This window comes from Kitasatospora sp. NPDC088548 (assembly GCF_044753005.1).
GTDB lineage: Bacteria > Actinomycetota > Actinomycetes > Streptomycetales > Streptomycetaceae > Kitasatospora.
The window spans coordinates 24,986-40,251 of sequence record NZ_JBIVMI010000006.1; the positions used below are offsets into that span (position 1 = coordinate 24,986).

Here is a 15,266-nt window from a genome sequence, read left to right on the forward strand (position 1 = left end):
GGCCGCAGCCGACGCCGTCACACCAGCAGCCGCAGCCGGGACGCGGCGACGCCCACCCGGATGCTCTGGCCCCAGGTCAGCTCCAGCGCGTCCGCCTCGATGCCGTCCCCGAAGGCGACCAGCCGCTCGGACTCGACCGTCAGCACCAGCTCCCGGCCGCCGTCGAGCACCCCGTGCACCCGGCTGGTGCCGGTCGCGGGGGAGGGCCACGCCTCGCGGACGAACCAGGCGAGCGCCGGCGCGACCGCCTCCGGCAGCTGGACCGGGCCGCCGCGCTCCAGCCAGGCCGAGCGGCACCAGCCGGTGGCGCCGGTCCCGGTGCCGACCAACACGCCCGACGAGGCCTGCGGCTCCGCCTCGCCGCCGCTCACCGCCAGGCGGTAGCGCGCCGTCTGGTGGCCCGGCTGCCCGAGGTACACCTCGTTCAGGGCCAGCAGCCGCTGGGTGTCGTCCGCGACCGCCTCGACCATGGTGCGCTCCTCCAGGTGCCGGGCGCCGGTGCGGCTGACGGCGGCCGGGAGCAGGGCGGAGAGCGCGGAGGCGCGGTGCCGGACCAGCACGCCGGGGTTGCGGCCGGGGTCGCCGTCCACCCCGATCACCGGCTGCCCGTCCAGGTACTTGGCGACGTTGGCGACCAGTCCGTCCTGGCCGACCACGACCACCACGTCCTCCGGCTCGAACAGGAAGCGCGGCAGGTCGGTCCGCTCCACCCGGGTGCGCCGCCAGTCCAGCGGCACGGCGGCCGCGGCCCTGCCCAGCGCCTCGGTCTGCCGGCGGTGGCGCTGTTCCACCTCCTCGACGGACCGGCCCCGGGAGGAGAGGAAGAACGCGGCCTGGCCGGGCGTGCCGTGGTGGGCGAGCAGTTCGTCGTACTCGGTGCGGCGGTGCACCAGGACCGCCCTCGGTGCGAGGCTCACCGTCCGGCCCCGCCGCCGTTGCCCCCGCTGGGACCGCCGCCCTGGGCGCCCGCCGGTGCGCCGAGCCTGGCCAGCAGCCCGGTGAGCACGTCCGGGGTGAGGGTGACGCTGTCGATCCGGGGCAGGTGCTCCGCCAGCCGCATCAGGGCGAGCGCCCGCAGGACGCCCGGGTCGGCCTGCTGGTGGGCGGTCAGCCAGGCCGCCTCGGCGGCGGCGCGGGCGTCGCCGAGGGCGCGGGCGGCGTCGGCCTCGGCGGTGGCGAGCCGGGTGCGGCGCTCGGCCTCGGCCTCGGTGCGGACCTTGTCGGCGACCGCCTCCTCCTCCGCCTGGAGCCGGCTGTTGGCGCCCTGCTGGGCGAGCAACTGTTCCTCCCGGCGGGCCAGTTCGATCCGGTTGGCGAGTTCGTTCTCGGCGATGCCGCGCTCGTGCTCCACGGCGACGGCCCGCCGCTCGAAGGTGGCCCGGTCGGCCTCCTGCTGGACCAGTTCGCGGGCGGGGGTGCGCAGCGCGCGCTCCACCTCCGGCTCGGGGCGCAGCGCGACCACCCGGACGGCGATCACGGCGAGCCCGGTCTCGGTGATCCGGGGCTCGGCGGCGAGTCCGGCGGCCATCCGCTCGCGGACCGCGCTGACACCGTCGACCAGCGCGGTGGCGAGCGGGGTGCGGGCGAGCAGGCCGAGGGCGTGCTGCTGGGCGGTCTCGGTGAGCAGGGTGGCGAGCTGGTCGAGCGGGGCGGCGCGCCAGGCGCCGGTGTCCGGGTCGATGCCGAAGTCCACGCGGGTGGCCGCGGTGGCCGGTTCGGTGATCCGGTAGGTGAGCGTGGCCTGGACGGTGACGTCCTGGAAGTCGGAGGTGCGGGCGTGGAAGAGCATGGCGAGTTCGCGGTCGTCCACCGGCACCTCGGAGAGGGCGGCGGTGAGCGGGCGGAACCAGAAGGCCAGCCCGGTGCCCTCGTGGGCGATCTCCCCTCGGTTCAGGTGGCGGATGTGGGCGGTGGGGACGGCGCGCAGATGGCGCAGTCCGAAGCGCTTGCTGATGTCGGCCATGAGTTACTCCCTCTTTTCGTCACTAGGACGATATTGCGGAGTCCGCAATCTCGTCAAGGTGACGAAAAGGGGTGGGCGGAGCCCGAGCCCCCCGGCGCGGGCCCTCGTGGGAGGATCGCCGGGTGCTGAGGATGCGAACGGACACGGCGCGGGAGCGGTACCGGGGGGCGGTGCGCGCCTCGGCGGTGCTGCTCGCGGCCGCCTGCGCGGTCGGGGCGGGTGGCGGGCCCGCCCGCGCGGCCGACGGCGCCGGCGAGCTGTTCACCCTCACCGACCCGCGCATCACCGAGTCCAGCGGCCTCGCCGCCAGCCAGGCCCACCCGGGCGTCTACTGGACGCACAACGACAGCGACGACGGCCCCTACGTCTACGCCGTCGACAGCGAGGGCCGCACCGTCGCCACCGTCACCCTGCGCGGCGTCAAGCCGCGCGACGTCGAGGCGATCTCGCTCGGCCCCGACGGGCGGCTCTACCTCGGCGACATCGGGGACAACCTCGGCGGCACCTGGCCCGAGGTCTGGATCTACGCCTTCGCCGAACCCGCCGAGCTGCGCGACCAGACCGTGGACGCCGTCCGCTACCGGGTGCGCTACGAGGACGGGCCGCGCGACGCCGAGGCACTGATGGTCCACCCGGTGACCGGCCGGGCCTACATCGCCAGCAAGAAGCAGGGCGGCGGCGGCCTCTACCAGGGCCCCGAGAAGCTGTCGGCCACCGGCGTCAACACCTTCCGCCGGATCGGCGACGCCCCCTGGACCACGGACGGCGCCTTCTCGCCGGACGGCACCCGGCTCGTCCTGCGCGGCTACTTCTCCGCCACCCTCTACCGCTGGCAGGACGGTGCACCCGGTCAGCCCACGCCGCTCAGCGCGCCGTTGCAGCGCCAGGGCGAGTCGGTCACCTTCACCGCGGACGGCCGGGCGCTGCTCTACGGCAGCGAGGGAAAGGGCAGCCCGGTCTGGCGCTCACCGCTCGACGACGGCCAACTCCCGGACACCGTCCAGCCGGTACCGTCCACCTCGCCGTCCTCGCCCCCTGCGGCCGCACCCGCCCCGCCGCCCTCCGGGGCGCCCGCCGCCTCCGCCGGCGACTCGTCCGGCGGGCCGTCGAGCGGTGCTCTCGGCCTGCTGGTGGTGATCGCCGCCGTGGCCGCCGCGGCCGGCCTGCGCAGGAAACGCCGCTCCGGCTGAGGCGGTGTCGGGGCAGGGAACTCCCCGCCCCGCACAGGCCGGTTGACCGGATGGGGCGGGTGGCCCGCCGGCATCATGCCCTGTGCCTTCCGGCCGTACGCGTCCGCCGAGCCGCCGGTGCGGGGCACCGACAGAGGCCTGTCCGCCATCCTGCTCGCCCGGAACCTGCGGGATCCGGCCACGCCCTACCAGGGCGCCCTCCGCCTCCGCGAGGCGCTCGGCACACGGGCCCGGATGGTGGTCGTCGGCTCGGGCGGCCACGATGCCCACGTCGCCAACGGGAGCGCCTGCGGGGCCGCGGTGGTGACGGACTTCCTGGTCACCGGCCACCGCACCGCCGGGGACACCCGCCGCCCGGCCGGCCGGCCGGGGCCCCGGACCGGCCCGCCGTCCGTGCCCCGGGTTGCCGTCCGCCCCGCGTCACCGCGGCCGGCGCGGGGCCGGGCAGGGCGGTCGCCGCCGGAGCCGAACCGCCCGCGGTGGGACGGGCCGTGGGCGAACGGCCCGCTCGGCGCGGGGCCTCCCCGGCGGGCCTGCGCCGAGCGATCCGAACGTGGCGAATCTGTCGCAGATTTGTAACCTGGCTTGGCGAACACCCGCCCCACACAAGGTTTTCGTGGACGTAGTGTTCCAGCTATGCCACCGAAGAGCCGCATACCTTCCCCGGACCCGGGCGACACGTGGGTGCCGCGACCCCGGCGCCGCGCCACCCCGCTCGCCCTGGCCGGCCACGCGGCGAAGTTCCTCGGCTACAGCACGCTGGGCGGCGTCCTGCTGGCGGGTCTGGTGCTGCCCGCGGCGGGGGCGCTCGGCCTCGGTGCGAAGAGCGGTGTCGAGAGCTTCGAGAGCATTCCGGACGACTTCAAGGCCCCGCCGCTCACCCAGGCCACCCAGATCTTCGACGCCAAGGGCGGCCTGATCGCCAAGGTCTTCGAGCGCGACCGCACGGTGATCACCGCCGACCGGATGTCCCCCCTGATACGCCAGGCCCAGGTGGACATCGAGGACGCCCGCTTCTACGAGCACGGCGCGGTCGACCTCAAGGGTGTCCTCCGGGCCATCACCAAGAACGCGGAGAGCGGCGCCACCGTGCAGGGCGCCTCGACCCTGACCCAGCAGTACGTGAAGAACGTCAACGTCGAGAAGGCCGGCGACGACCAGGCCGCCGTCCTGGAGGCGCAGCGCAAGACGCTGGGCCGCAAGATCCAGGAGCTCAAGTACGCCATCAAGCTGGAAGAGGACCTGACGAAGGATCAGATCCTCACCAACTACCTGAACATCACCTTCTACGGGCACCAGGCGTACGGCATCCAGGCGGCCTCCCAGCGCTACTTCAGCAAGGACGCCATCGACCTGACGCTCCCCGAGGCGGCCACGCTCGCGGGCCTGGTGCAGAACCCCTCCCAGTACGACCCGAAGCTGCACCCGGTGGCCGCGCAGAAGCGCCGGGACACCGTCATCGACAAGATGGTGGAGAGCAAGCACATCACCGCCGAGCAGGCGCGGGAGGCCAAGGCCGCCCCGCTCGGCCTCCACTACAAGGACCCGCAGAGCGGCTGCATCATGGCCAACGCGGGCACGGGCTTCTTCTGCGACTACGTCCGGCACGTGGTCAGGCAGGACCCGGTGTTCGGCAAGACCGCCGCCGAGCGCAAGAAGCTGTGGGACCAGGGCGGGCTGAACATCTACACCACCCTGGACCCGGACAAGCAGGCCGCCGCCCAGAACGCGGTGACCAAGCGGGTCTACGTCACCGACCCGGTCTCGGCGGCCGTGACCATGGTCGAGCCGGGCAGCGGCAAGATCCTGGCGATGGCCCAGACCCGCCCCTACGGGCTGGACCCGAACAAGAACGAGACCGTCGTCAACTACAACGTGGACGCGGCGATGGGCGGCGGCAACGGCTTCCAGCCCGGCTCCAACTTCAAGCCGATCGTGGCCGCCGCCGCCCTGGAGGCCGGGCTGCCGGCCACCCAGTCGTACCCGTCGCCGAACCGGATGGACTGGCCGACGATCAAGACCTGCGACGGCACCTGGAAGAACCTGGAGAAGGGCAAGAAGGGCGGCTCGATCCCCAACGAGTCCTCCAGTGAGGAGGGTCCGTACGACCTGAAGCAGGCGATGGCCCTCTCGGTGAACACCTACTTCGTGCAGATGGAGCAGGAGATCGGCCTCTGCGCGGTCAAGCAGATGGCCAACAAGCTGGGTGTCGCGGGCAAGGCGAGCGGTGATCCGCTCCAGGAGCTGCCCGCGCTGGGCCTCGGCACCCAGGAGGTGAGCCCGCTGGTGATGGCGAACGTCTACGCCACCTTCGCCGCCGGGGGCACCCACTGCGCGCCGCTGGCGATCAGCGGGATCACCACGATGGACGGCAAGGACGTGCCGGTGAGCCCCGCCAAGTGCGAGCGGGTGATGTCCGAGAACACCGCGGACGTCATCAACACCGTCCTGCTCGGGGTGACCGAGAAGGGCGGCACCGCGCGCGACCTCGGCCTGGACGACGGCCGGCAGATCGCGGGCAAGACCGGCACCACCGACGAGAAGAAGTCGGCCTGGTTCAGCGGCTACACCGCCAACCTGGCCGCCTCGGTCTGGCTCGGCGGCCCGTCCAAGGGCGTGCCGATGAAGAACATCCGGATCGGCGGCAGGTACTACCCGGAGATCTTCGGCGCCACCGGCCCGGGCCCGATCTGGCAGCTGGCCATGAACCAGGCGCTGAGGAACATGCCGGAGGAGACCTTCGACACCGTCTACATCCCGGACCCGCCGCCCAAGCGCGACCCGTCCACGAGCCCGACCGGCTCCGGCACCAACGCGCCCGGCAGCGGCCAGCCGTCGTCCGGGGGCGGTAGCGCGGGATCAGGCCGGCCGCACACCACGCGCCCGAGCCAGCCGCCCGCCGACGACCAGTGACACCGCCGTGCCCCGGACCGCGTCGAACGGTCCGGGGCGCGGGCGTGTCACCGTGCGGGCGGGGTCAGTTGACGCCCTTGGCGGCCCAGAAGTCCTGCCGGGCCAGCACGGTGGTGTCGGTCTGGTCGGTGAAGAAGCCGTCCACGCCCAGCTCGTACAGGTACCGGGCCCAGCCGATCGCGTCCCCGTACGCGTTGGGGTCGGTGCCGCGCCGGTAGTCCACTGGCAGGAAGCTGTTCTCGTTGCGCACCGTGTACGGGTGCAGCAGCAGGTCGGCCGCGTGCGCGTCGCGGACCAGGGTGGTCGGCGGCAGCAGCTTCCCGGCCGCGTCCACCGGGGCGATCAGCTGGGTGGTCGGGCCGATGCCGTGCGCGAAGGAGGCGATCCAGCGCAGGCCCGCCGGGGTGACCAGATCGGCCACCGTGCGCTTGTCGCCGGAGAGCACGAAGTCGTACGGCTGGCTGGTCAGGCCGCTCAGCAGCTGGATCCGCGGGTTGTCGACCAGCTTGGCCAGCCGCTGCAGGCTGCTCGGTTCGAAGGACTGCAGGATCGCCCGCCCGCGCTTGCCGGCCAGGCCCGCCCGGCGCAGCTCGTCCGCCAGCCGCTCCTCCAGCGGCAGGCCGATCGAGCGGAAGTAGCTCGGGTGCTTGGTCTCCGGGTAGAGCCAGACCTCGCGGCCGAGCTCGCGCGAGCGCTTGCGGGCGAAGTCGGCCAGCTCGCGGAAGGTGAGGATCTGCCACCGGCCGTCGTACAGGGTGTTGCGCTGGCGCTGCTGCGGCAGGCGCTCCTTGGCACGCAGGGTGCGCAGCTCGGCGAGCGTGAAGTCCTCGGTGAACCAGCCGGTGAGCGGCTGGCCGTCGATGTTCTTGGTCGCCTTGCGGCTCGCGAACTCGGGGTGGTCGGCGACGTCGGTGGTCTCCGCGATGTTGTTCTCGTGCCGGACGACCAGGTGGCCGTCCCTGGTCGGGACGAGGTCCGGCTCGATGACGTCCGCGCCGAGCTCCAGGGCCAGCTCGTACGAGCCCAGGGTCTCCTCGGGCCGGTAGCCGGGGGCGCCCCGGTGGCCGATGATCAGCGGGTGCGGCAGCCGGTCCAGGCCGGTGCCGGTGCGCACCGGCGTGCGGGTGCCGGTGGGGCGGGCGGCGGCGGCACCGCGCTCGTCGGAGGCGTCGGGCTGGTCGTCGGCCGGGGCCGCGAGCGCCTCACCGGCGCCGGCGGCGGCGAAGGCGGTGCCGAGACCGACCACGCCGGTCGCGCGCAGGAACCGGCGCCGTGAGGAGGCGGCCCCCGCCTCGCCGCCCGCGTCCTGGGCGTCGTGAGCCGGGCTGCTGCCGTCGAGCGGACGGTACGTCATGGATGCTCCTTGCTCGCACTGTTGTCATGGCGGTGCTGGTCGTCGCCCGCAGACTAGGAGCAGCGGCGCCCCGCCGGGTGGCCGTCGGGCGAACTGCGGGCGAATCTCCGCCCGCGCGCCGGGCGGTGTGGGTACCCGTACTCAGGCGCCCGGCCGCCGTCGGGCGGACGACGGCCCGGGTGCACGGCTTCGACGGCCCGGGTGCGCCGGGCGGCTACCGCGCCTCCACCGGCTCGCCGGTGTCCGGGTCCACGTTGAAGACGCGACGGTGCGTGTCGGTGACCACGGTGACCTGGTCGGGGCCGGTCCAGGTGGCCGCCAGGAAGGCGCCCTCGCCGGGGAACCTCCCGTCGACGGTGCCGAGCGACCAGCGCCGTCCGGACCAGCCGGAGCCGGTCTCCAACAGGATCTGCCAGCTGTTGGCCTCGGTCTCCGAGCCGTACGAGCGGTGCACCACGACCAGCGTCCGCTCCGGCCGGGTCGGGGCGTCCTGACGGCTGCGCGTCTCGTCCGCCGCGGACACGTGGACGGCGAGCACCCCGATCAGGAAGAGCACGCCGGCGGTCACCGCGACGGCCCGGACCGCGGTCCGGGTGGCCGTGCGGCGCCCGCCGAGCCAGGCGGCGGTGATCAGCGCGGCGAGCGCCGAGCCGAGCAGCGGCTCGGGCCGGTTCAGCAGGTCCGCCACCAGCATCCGGCCGCCGGAACGGCTCTCCCACTGGCCCTCGGTGTAGAGGACCACGGACAGCAGCCCGGCGACGGTCAGCAGCCGCCGCACCGCCCCGCGATGCGCTGTCGGCATTGTCGTACCCCCCTGCCTCCTGGCGTGGATGTCTCAGAGCTCCAGGAGCAGCTTCCGCCCCGCCGGCCAGTCGCCCAGGCCGGATTCGGCGTTGAGGTGACCGTACGCGCCGGGCTCGACGTACCGGGCGCCCCACGCCCGGGCGAACGCCTGGGCGCGGTCCGGGGCGACCCAGGGGTCGTCGGTGCTGGACACCACCACCGACGGGAACGGGAACGGCCGCAGGGCCACCGGGCGGAAACCCGTCAGCTCCTGGACGTCCGCGTGGTCGACGTCGGCGGGCGCGACCAGCAGCGCGCCCCGGACGGCGGCGGTCCGGCCGGCCGGAGCGGCGGCGACCCAGCGGGCCACCGTCACACAGCCCAGACTGTGGGCCACCAGGACCACCGGACCGTCGGCGGCCGCGTCCACGACCGCCGCGTCCAGCCGGGCCACCCAGGACTCCGGATCCGGGTGGTCCCAGCCCTCCTGCCGGACCCGCCGGAACGCCGCCGGCTCCGCGGCCTCCCAGCGGCTCTGCCAGTGCTCGGGCCCCGAGTTCTGGTAGCCGGGCAGGACGAGGTAGGTGGTGCGGTCCGACATCGGAACGGAGTCCCTCCGGGAGAGCGGGCGCGGGCAGCAGGAGTCTAGGGGGCGCCCAGCCCCGGAGCCCCGCCCGGTCCGAGGGGGGCGCGCGCGACCGCTCACGCGCTGTTCTGCACCCGGTGCGCCCTGTTGCGCCGGAGACGCCCGGTGCGGGAGGTTGTTCCAGGCCCTGCCGGACACCACCGGCCCGGGCCCGCACCATGTCTGACGGTCGATCATATGGAGGGATGTCCGCGATGGCATCGAAGATCCTGCTCGTCACCGGTGATGCCGCGGAGTCGCTGGAGGTGTTCTACCCCTACCAGCGGCTGCGCGAGGAGGGCTACCAGGTCGACATCGCGGCGCCGACCAGGAAGCGGCTCCAGTTCGTCGTCCACGACTTCGTCGACGGTTTCGACACCTACACCGAGAAGCCCGGCTACACCTGGCCGGCCGATCTCGCCCTCGCCGACGTGGACCCGGCCGACTACGTCGCGCTGGTCGTCCCCGGCGGCCGCGCCCCCGAGTACCTGCGCAACAACGCCGACGTGAAGCGGATCGTCCGGCACTTCTTCGAGGCCGACAAGCCCGTCGCGCAGATCTGCCACGGCCCGCTGATCACCGCCGCCGCCGGGGTGCTCACCGGCCGCCGCAGCGCCGCCTACCCGGCGCTGGAGCCCGATGTGGCCGCCGCCGGCGCCGAGTACGTGGACGGCGAGGCGGTCGTGGACGGAGTGGTCGTCTCGGCCCGCGCCTGGCCCGACCACCCGGCGTGGATCCGGGCGTTCGTCGAGGTGCTGCGGGTCAAGGCGCCGCTCGCCTGACCTCGGCCGCCGGACGTGCCCCCGAGGGGGTGTCAGGGTCGGTGCCCGACCTGAGGCGTAGCGACTCGGCCGGAGAAGATGGGACCTGGGTCGGATGCGCACCAGGCCCTGGGGCTGACGACCGGGGTGCGGGCCGACTGTCAGAGTGTCAGCTGTCGTGACCGGGGCGGGTGTTGTGCGGATCCGCCCGTTCGAACGCGGGAGGCTGGCATGGCAGGGGCACTGAACAGCGGGGCGAACGACCGGGCGGACCGGGCGGACGGCGTGGACGTCGCCGGGCGGGGGCGGCAGCGACGACGGAGCGCGCTGGCCGCCCGGGCGGCGGTCGTCGTGATCGCGGGCGCGGGTCTGCTGGGCACCCTCGCCCCGGCCGCCGGCGCGCAGGGCACCTCGCCCTACCGGCCGACGGCCCCCGGTACCGGTCCGGCCGCCGCCGGGCCCGCGCTGCGCGTGGACCGGTCGGCGCTCGACGACGCCGTGCGCGGCATGGTGAAGGCGGGCGGCGCCTCGGCCACACTCGCGGCGGTGCGCGAGGACTACCGCATCACGTGGCAGCGCGCGGCCGGCACCGCCGACCTCGCCACCGGCGCGCCCGCCACCGCCGACGGCCGGTTCCGGATCGGCAGCGTGACCAAGACCTTCGTCTCGACGGTGATCCTCCAACTCGCCGCCGAGCACCGGATCCGGCTGGACGACTCCGTCGAGACGATCCTGCCCGGCGCGGTGCCGAACGGCTCGGGGATCACCGTCCGCCAGCTGCTCAACCACACCAGCGGCCTCTTCAACTACACCGAGGACGCCTCCTTCGACCTCTCGGACCCCGCCAGGCTCCAGGCGTGGCTCAGCGGCGGCCGCTACACGTCGTACCAGCCGCAGCAGCTCGTCGACCTCGCCAACACCCACCCGCCGTACTTCGCCCCCGGCCAGGGCTGGCACTACTCCAACACCAACTACATCCTGGCCGGGATGATGATCGAGCGGGTCACCGGCCGGAGCTGGGCCGACGAGGTCGAGCGCCGGATCATCCAGCCCCTCGGCCTGACCGGCACCTCGATGCCGATCAACTCGCCCGTCATTCCCGGCCCGCACGCCAACGGCTACTACCAGGTCGCCGGCGGCCCGGAGGACGTCACCTCGCTCGACCCGTCCATGGCCGGCTCGGCCGGGGCCGGTATCTCCACCACCGCCGACCTCACCACGTTCATCTCCGCCCTGCTCGGCGGGCGGCTGCTCGGCCCGGCCGAACTCCGCGAGATGAAGCGGACCAGCGCCTACGGCGAGGGCACCACCTACGGCCTGGGCCTCCAGCGGAAGGACGGCCCCTGTGGCGAGTACTGGGGCCACGGCGGAGGCATCCCCGGCTACAGCACCATGATGCTCGGCGAGGTCCACGGACAGCGCCAGTTCGCCGCCTCCATCAACCCCTATGACGTCTCCAACGGACCCGCCGCCAACGCCGCCTTCGACAACCTGGTCGCCACCGGGATGTGCGGCGGCCGCCCGCCGGCCGCGGCGGCAGCCGCCCCGTCGGCGGCCGGGCTCCCGGAGAGCGCCGGGCGGATCGGCTGACCGGCCCGGCCCGCCGGGTAGCGGTCCGGGCGTCCGGAGCCGCTCAGCCGGGCAGCCCCGCCCCGGTGCACGGCTCGCCGTCCGGCACCGGGGCACGCCCGCCCGGCACCGGGGAAGCCGCGGGAAGCTCCGTCGCCCCCGGCACCGGCCGGTGCCGGGGGCGACGGTCGGCGGCCCAGGCGATCACCGCGATCACCGCTCCCGAGGCGGCCAGCCCGGCGCCGACCAGCGTGGGCGAGGTCCAGCCGAGCCCGGCGTCCAGGGCAAGGCCGCCGAAGTACGCCCCCTGGGCGTTGGCCAGGTTGAACGCGCCCTGCACGGTCGCCGAGGCCAGGGTCGGCGCGCTGCGCGCCTTCTGCATCACCAGGGTCTGCACGGCGGGCACGATCGCGAAGCCGAACATCCCCACCAGCACCACCGTGACGGCGGCCGACCACTCGGTGCGGGCGGTCACCGCGAACAGGGCGAGGGTCGCGGCGAGCAGCAGGAAGGCGACGCAGACGGTCGGGCGCAGCGCCCGGTCGGCCGCGAAGCCGCCCAGCACGTTGCCGATCGTCATCCCGACGCCGAACAGCGCCAGCACCAGGGTCACCGACCCGGTGGCGTATCCGGAGACCTCGGTGAGCAGCGGCGCGATGTAGCTGTAGCAGGCGAAGAAGCCGCCGCAGCCGAACACCACGGTGGCCAGCGCCAGCCATAGCTGCCCGTCGCGGAACGTGCGCAGCTCGTGCCGCAGCCCGGACTGCGCGGGGGAGGGCAGTTGGGGTACCAGACGGGCGATGGCGAGCGTTCCGGCGGCCCCGATCACGACCACCACCAGCATGGTCGCCCGCCAGCCGAGGTGCTGGCCGAGCAGGGTGGCGACCGGCACGCCGACGATGTTGGCGACGGTCAGACCGGAGAACATCACGGCGACCGCCCTGGCCCGTCGCTGCGGGGCGACCAGCTCGGCGGCGGCCACCGCCCCGGCGCCGAAGAACGCGCCGTGCGGCAGCCCGGTGACCAGCCGCGCCGCGGCCAGCGACCAGAAGTCGGGGGCGAGCGCGCAGAGCAGGTTGCCGGTCGCGAACAGGCCGGCCAGGGCGACCAGGACCGCCTTGCGCGGCCGCCCGGCCGCGAGGGCGGTGAGCAGCGGGGCGCCGATCACCACTCCGATGGCGTACGCGGAGATCAGCCAGCCGGCCTGCGGGATGGAGACGTCGAGGCTGTCGGCCACCTGGGGGAGCAGCCCCATGGCGGCGAATTCGGTGGTGCCGATGGCGAACGCGGTGACGGCCAGGGCAACCAGCGCGAGTGGCAAGGGGGTACTCCGGAGTGACGCCCGCACGCGGGGGCGGCGGGAGGAAGGGGCCGCGCGAGGACAGCACGGGACAGGGCGGGGGTGACGGGTTCGTGCGGAATCCTAGCCGGGCCGGATGGCGCCCCCGTGTGGAGCTCATGGCAAGACGGTGACGCACGGGGGTCGCCAGGCGGGCGCCCAGGCGCGAGACTGGGGTCATGTGCCGCAATATCAAGACACTGCGACCGCCCGTGACGCCCGACGCCGGAACGGAGGACTTCCACGCGGCCGCCCTGCAGTACGTGCGGAAGGTGTCCGGTTTCCGAGCCCCGGCGGCCCACAACCAGGAGGCCTTCGACCGGGCCGTCGAGGCGGTCGCCGAGGCCACCGCCCGGCTGCTCGCCGAGCTCGAGGTACGCGGCGCCCCCGCCCGTGCCGACCACGCCACCGCCGACGCGACCGTCTAGACCGGCGGCGGAACAGGGACCAGGAGGCCGGTGATGAACCCCGCCCATCGTTATGTGCTCACGTTCCCGGGCACCCCCGGCACCCAGGCCCCGCAGGATGTCGTGGTGGTCAGCCGCACGGCGACGGTCGGTCCCGGCGGGCACCCCGTGTACGAGGACGACAGCGGCATCGTCCGGGCCGAGATCAGTGAGGCGGGGGAGGTCCGGATCCTCGCCAGCGGGGGCCACCAGTCCGTGCATCTCCCCGTCCACGCCGAGCCGCTGCCGTAGTCGGCGACCGCCTGCCGCGGGCCGGCCGACCCGGCGGTTGTCGGCCCGCGGAGCCGGGCAGAATCGACACATGACCACAGCGCGCTGGCAGGGCCAGGTCATCGCCGAGAGCGATGACACCACCGTCGTCGAGGGCAACCACTACTTCCCGGCCGATTCGGTCCGCGCGGAGTACCTGAGCCCGTCCGACACCACCACCGTCTGTAGCTGGAAGGGCACCGCGGAGTACTACACGCTGACCGTGGACGGCCGGACCAACCCGGACGCGGCCTGGTACTACGCCGACCCGAAGCCCGAGGCGGAGCACGTCCGGGGCCGGGTGGCCTTCTGGCGCGGGGTGGAGATCACCGAGTAGCGCGTACCGCCGCGCCGCACCGGGTACCGGCAGAGCATGGCACTCTTCAGGAAACCGGGGCTCAGGAAACCGGGGCGCCGCGGGCCTGCCGAGCCCACCCCGGAACACGTCGCCGACGAGCTGGCCGGACTGGTCGAGGAACTGGAGCGGCCCACCCCCGGGGCGCCCGCGGGCGCCCCGGCCCGGCGGGTCACCGGGGACCGGGCCGAGCGCGCCCGGCGCCGGGGCGCGGCTCTGGTCGCCTCCGTCGCCCGGCTGCTCGGCAGCGGCGGCCGGGTCGCCGCCAAGGGCGCCGCGTACGGCGGCCGGGCCCTCGCCGACCAACTGGTGCAGGCCGCACCGCGAATCCCGGTGCGTGATCTGGCCACCCTGCGGGCCCAGCATCCCGGTGCCGCCGACCCGGACCGGCTGGCCGACCTGCTGATCACCGGCGCCTGCCGCGCCTCGGGCGCGCTCGGCGCCGGGGTCGGCGCGGCGGCGATGCTGCCCGTACCGCCCGCGATGCCGGTGGAGATCGCCGCCGAGACGCTCGCCGTGGCGGCCGTGGAGATCAAGCTGATCGCGGAGCTGCACGAGGTGTACGGCGTCCCGGCCCAGGGGACGGCCACCCAGCGGGCCTTCGCCTACCTCGGGGCCTGGGCCAACCGCCGGGGCGTCGACGGGGCGGCCCTGGTCAGACCGGCCGGGTTCGCCGCGATGGCCCTCGGCTCCGAGGTGCGCCAGCAGGTCCGCAAACGGCTCACCCGCAGCTCGCTGCGCCGCCTGCCCTCGCTGACCCCGCTGCTGGTCGGCGCCGGCATCGGCGCGAACGTGAACCGGCGCGACACCCGCAGGCTCGCGCGTGAGGTGCGCGCGGACCTGCGCTCCCGCGGCCCGGCCGTCCCCGCCTACTGGTCCGCCGCGGCCCCGGCGGTCCCGGGCGAGGCCGAGCCGCAGGACTGACGGAGGCCCGGGCCCGGGACCGGGCGGCCGCAGGGCCTCCACCGCGGCCGTCCGGTGATGCCGGACGGAGCCCCTACGTGCCCGGTGCCTCCGGGGCGCTCGCGCCCCGTCCGGCCTTGACGCCGTTGACCATCGCCTGGTGGACCGCCCGGGCGACGGCCTCGTCCGGGGCCGGCACGGGACTGCCCGCCACCGTGTACCAGTCCAACGCGCCCGTGTACTGCACGGTCAGCCGGGCCTCGCCGTCCGCCCAGGTGGTGTGCAGGGTCAGGTCGCCGGATATCGGGCCCACTTCGGCGGTGGTGACCCCGCCGGGCCCGCTGATGATCGACTGGGTGGTCCAGGTCGCCCAGGATGCCTGCGGATCCCCGGGCGGGTCCGCCTGCTGCCCGCGCTGCGCCTCCGTGCCGTGCTGCTGTTCGCTCATGCGTCGATCCTTCCTCGCCGGTCTGCCGCCGCTGCGGCAGCGACATCGCGGTCGCTGAGGCCGCCCGTACGCCGGGCGGCCTCGTGGCAACTCGTTCGTCGTGGACGGTCAGCTACCCGCCACGGGCTCTTCCATGGGGGCGCCTTCCGCCTGCGAGGTGTCCTGCGCGTGCTGGTTCTGCATCGAGGTGATGCCCTCCTCGGGGTCGGCCGCGCGGATGTCCTCCTCGCGGTCGGCGCTCACCTCGGACCGTGCGCTCATGTCGGTCATCGTGGGCTCCGTCTCCTCGGCCGACCGGGGCGTGCCGCAGGTCGCAGGTCGCGGGACGCCGGGCGCCCCGCGGCGCC

General features: G+C 74.5%; 17 protein-coding genes. 9 read left to right on the forward strand and 8 right to left on the reverse strand.

Translation table 11 applies throughout. From position 1 onward, the window contains the following. Nucleotides 1-17: 17 nt before the first annotated feature. Nucleotides 18-917 (reverse strand): hypothetical protein, encoded by a 900-nt coding sequence (locus ACIP82_RS10450; RefSeq protein ID WP_400652786.1) that lies wholly within the window; start codon nucleotides 915-917, stop codon nucleotides 18-20. Continuing rightward, on the reverse strand, nucleotides 914-1,963 hold the full coding sequence (locus tag ACIP82_RS10455; protein ID WP_400652788.1) for an SPFH domain-containing protein: 1,050 nt from the start codon (nucleotides 1,961-1,963) through the stop codon (nucleotides 914-916). Before ACIP82_RS10455 ends, ACIP82_RS10450 begins: the two co-directional genes overlap by 4 nt. Before the next feature lie 131 nt (nucleotides 1,964-2,094). Between ACIP82_RS10455 and ACIP82_RS10460 the strand changes: the two genes are divergently transcribed. From ACIP82_RS10460 to ACIP82_RS10470, 3 genes are all read left to right on the forward strand, one after another. Then, nucleotides 2,095-3,153 (forward strand): hypothetical protein, encoded by a 1,059-nt coding sequence (locus ACIP82_RS10460; RefSeq protein WP_400652789.1) that lies wholly within the window; start codon nucleotides 2,095-2,097, stop codon nucleotides 3,151-3,153. 75 nt (nucleotides 3,154-3,228) lie between these two features. Then, the gene (locus ACIP82_RS10465) at nucleotides 3,229-3,732 is read left to right on the forward strand and encodes an alpha/beta hydrolase (protein WP_400652790.1); all 504 of its coding nucleotides are present in this window, start codon (nucleotides 3,229-3,231) and stop codon (nucleotides 3,730-3,732) included. Nucleotides 3,733-3,789: 57 nt separating this feature from the next. Further along, complete coding sequence (locus ACIP82_RS10470) at nucleotides 3,790-6,066, forward strand: transglycosylase domain-containing protein (RefSeq protein WP_400652791.1); 2,277 nt, start codon at nucleotides 3,790-3,792, stop codon at nucleotides 6,064-6,066. A 64-nt stretch (nucleotides 6,067-6,130) separates the two neighbouring features. Here ACIP82_RS10470 and ACIP82_RS10475 read toward each other — a convergent pair whose 3' ends face one another. The 3 genes from ACIP82_RS10475 to ACIP82_RS10485 all read right to left on the reverse strand — a co-directional run bounded on the left by ACIP82_RS10475 (nucleotide 6,131) and on the right by ACIP82_RS10485 (nucleotide 8,804). Further along, complete coding sequence (locus tag ACIP82_RS10475; RefSeq protein ID WP_363612716.1) at nucleotides 6,131-7,420, reverse strand: glycerophosphodiester phosphodiesterase; 1,290 nt, start codon at nucleotides 7,418-7,420, stop codon at nucleotides 6,131-6,133. A gap of 214 nt (nucleotides 7,421-7,634) precedes the next feature. Continuing rightward, nucleotides 7,635-8,222, reverse strand: a complete 588-nt coding sequence (locus ACIP82_RS10480; RefSeq protein WP_400652793.1) for a hypothetical protein — start codon at nucleotides 8,220-8,222, stop codon at nucleotides 7,635-7,637. Between the two features lie 33 nt (nucleotides 8,223-8,255). Continuing rightward, nucleotides 8,256-8,804 carry an RBBP9/YdeN family alpha/beta hydrolase gene (locus tag ACIP82_RS10485; RefSeq protein WP_400652795.1) on the reverse strand — a complete coding sequence of 183 codons (549 nt, stop codon included), beginning with the start codon at nucleotides 8,802-8,804 and terminating at the stop codon, nucleotides 8,256-8,258. Nucleotides 8,805-9,043: 239 nt separating this feature from the next. Between ACIP82_RS10485 and ACIP82_RS10490 the strand changes: the two genes are divergently transcribed. Both ACIP82_RS10490 and ACIP82_RS10495 read left to right on the forward strand, forming a co-directional pair. Beyond that, complete coding sequence (locus ACIP82_RS10490) at nucleotides 9,044-9,610, forward strand: DJ-1/PfpI family protein (RefSeq protein WP_363612722.1); 567 nt, start codon at nucleotides 9,044-9,046, stop codon at nucleotides 9,608-9,610. A 210-nt stretch (nucleotides 9,611-9,820) separates the two neighbouring features. Further along, complete coding sequence (locus ACIP82_RS10495) at nucleotides 9,821-11,179, forward strand: serine hydrolase domain-containing protein (protein ID WP_400652796.1); 1,359 nt, start codon at nucleotides 9,821-9,823, stop codon at nucleotides 11,177-11,179. A gap of 43 nt (nucleotides 11,180-11,222) precedes the next feature. Here the strand turns inward: ACIP82_RS10495 and ACIP82_RS10500 are convergent, their stop codons facing one another. Continuing rightward, nucleotides 11,223-12,479, reverse strand: coding sequence for an MFS transporter (locus ACIP82_RS10500; protein ID WP_363612726.1), 1,257 nt, complete (start codon nucleotides 12,477-12,479; stop codon nucleotides 11,223-11,225). A gap of 197 nt (nucleotides 12,480-12,676) precedes the next feature. Between ACIP82_RS10500 and ACIP82_RS10505 the strand changes: the two genes are divergently transcribed. The 4 genes from ACIP82_RS10505 (at nucleotide 12,677) to ACIP82_RS10520 (ending at nucleotide 14,492) form a co-directional block, all read left to right on the forward strand. Then, entirely contained in the window at nucleotides 12,677-12,925 is a 249-nt protein-coding gene (locus ACIP82_RS10505; protein WP_363612728.1) for a DUF2277 domain-containing protein, read from the forward strand. 33 nt (nucleotides 12,926-12,958) lie between these two features. Then, nucleotides 12,959-13,195 (forward strand): DUF6296 family protein, encoded by a 237-nt coding sequence (locus ACIP82_RS10510; protein ID WP_363612730.1) that lies wholly within the window; start codon nucleotides 12,959-12,961, stop codon nucleotides 13,193-13,195. A 70-nt stretch (nucleotides 13,196-13,265) separates the two neighbouring features. Beyond that, complete coding sequence (locus tag ACIP82_RS10515; RefSeq protein ID WP_363612732.1) at nucleotides 13,266-13,550, forward strand: DUF427 domain-containing protein; 285 nt, start codon at nucleotides 13,266-13,268, stop codon at nucleotides 13,548-13,550. Between the two features lie 36 nt (nucleotides 13,551-13,586). Beyond that, on the forward strand, nucleotides 13,587-14,492 hold the full coding sequence (locus tag ACIP82_RS10520; RefSeq protein WP_363612734.1) for a hypothetical protein: 906 nt from the start codon (nucleotides 13,587-13,589) through the stop codon (nucleotides 14,490-14,492). 73 nt (nucleotides 14,493-14,565) lie between these two features. Here the strand turns inward: ACIP82_RS10520 and ACIP82_RS10525 are convergent, their stop codons facing one another. Both ACIP82_RS10525 and ACIP82_RS10530 read right to left on the reverse strand, forming a co-directional pair. Beyond that, nucleotides 14,566-14,919 carry a hypothetical protein gene (locus tag ACIP82_RS10525; RefSeq protein WP_400652799.1) on the reverse strand — a complete coding sequence of 118 codons (354 nt, stop codon included), beginning with the start codon at nucleotides 14,917-14,919 and terminating at the stop codon, nucleotides 14,566-14,568. Between the two features lie 108 nt (nucleotides 14,920-15,027). Continuing rightward, nucleotides 15,028-15,180 carry a hypothetical protein gene (locus tag ACIP82_RS10530; protein ID WP_363612738.1) on the reverse strand — a complete coding sequence of 51 codons (153 nt, stop codon included), beginning with the start codon at nucleotides 15,178-15,180 and terminating at the stop codon, nucleotides 15,028-15,030. Between the last annotated feature and the right edge of the window lie 86 nt (nucleotides 15,181-15,266).

Bases quoted from the DNA above. Each gene is read 5' to 3' on its own strand.
- ACIP82_RS10530 (WP_363612738.1), bottom strand. From the start codon at position 15,180: ATGAGCGCACGGTCCGAGGTGAGCGCCGACCGCGAGGAGGACATCCGC.
- ACIP82_RS10455 (WP_400652788.1), bottom strand. From the start codon at position 1,963: ATGGCCGACATCAGCAAGCGCTTCGGACTGCGCCATCTGCGCGCCGTC.
- ACIP82_RS10460 (WP_400652789.1), top strand. From the start codon at position 2,095: ATGCGAACGGACACGGCGCGGGAGCGGTACCGGGGGGCGGTGCGCGCC.
- ACIP82_RS10470 (WP_400652791.1), top strand. From the start codon at position 3,790: ATGCCACCGAAGAGCCGCATACCTTCCCCGGACCCGGGCGACACGTGG.
- ACIP82_RS10520 (WP_363612734.1), top strand. From the start codon at position 13,587: ATGGCACTCTTCAGGAAACCGGGGCTCAGGAAACCGGGGCGCCGCGGG.
- ACIP82_RS10515 (WP_363612732.1), top strand. From the start codon at position 13,266: ATGACCACAGCGCGCTGGCAGGGCCAGGTCATCGCCGAGAGCGATGAC.
- ACIP82_RS10485 (WP_400652795.1), bottom strand. From the start codon at position 8,804: ATGTCGGACCGCACCACCTACCTCGTCCTGCCCGGCTACCAGAACTCG.
- ACIP82_RS10525 (WP_400652799.1), bottom strand. From the start codon at position 14,919: ATGAGCGAACAGCAGCACGGCACGGAGGCGCAGCGCGGGCAGCAGGCG.
- ACIP82_RS10510 (WP_363612730.1), top strand. From the start codon at position 12,959: ATGAACCCCGCCCATCGTTATGTGCTCACGTTCCCGGGCACCCCCGGC.
- ACIP82_RS10490 (WP_363612722.1), top strand. From the start codon at position 9,044: ATGGCATCGAAGATCCTGCTCGTCACCGGTGATGCCGCGGAGTCGCTG.
- ACIP82_RS10505 (WP_363612728.1), top strand. From the start codon at position 12,677: ATGTGCCGCAATATCAAGACACTGCGACCGCCCGTGACGCCCGACGCC.
- ACIP82_RS10495 (WP_400652796.1), top strand. From the start codon at position 9,821: ATGGCAGGGGCACTGAACAGCGGGGCGAACGACCGGGCGGACCGGGCG.
- ACIP82_RS10465 (WP_400652790.1), top strand. From the start codon at position 3,229: ATGCCCTGTGCCTTCCGGCCGTACGCGTCCGCCGAGCCGCCGGTGCGG.
- ACIP82_RS10480 (WP_400652793.1), bottom strand. From the start codon at position 8,222: ATGCCGACAGCGCATCGCGGGGCGGTGCGGCGGCTGCTGACCGTCGCC.
- ACIP82_RS10475 (WP_363612716.1), bottom strand. From the start codon at position 7,420: ATGACGTACCGTCCGCTCGACGGCAGCAGCCCGGCTCACGACGCCCAG.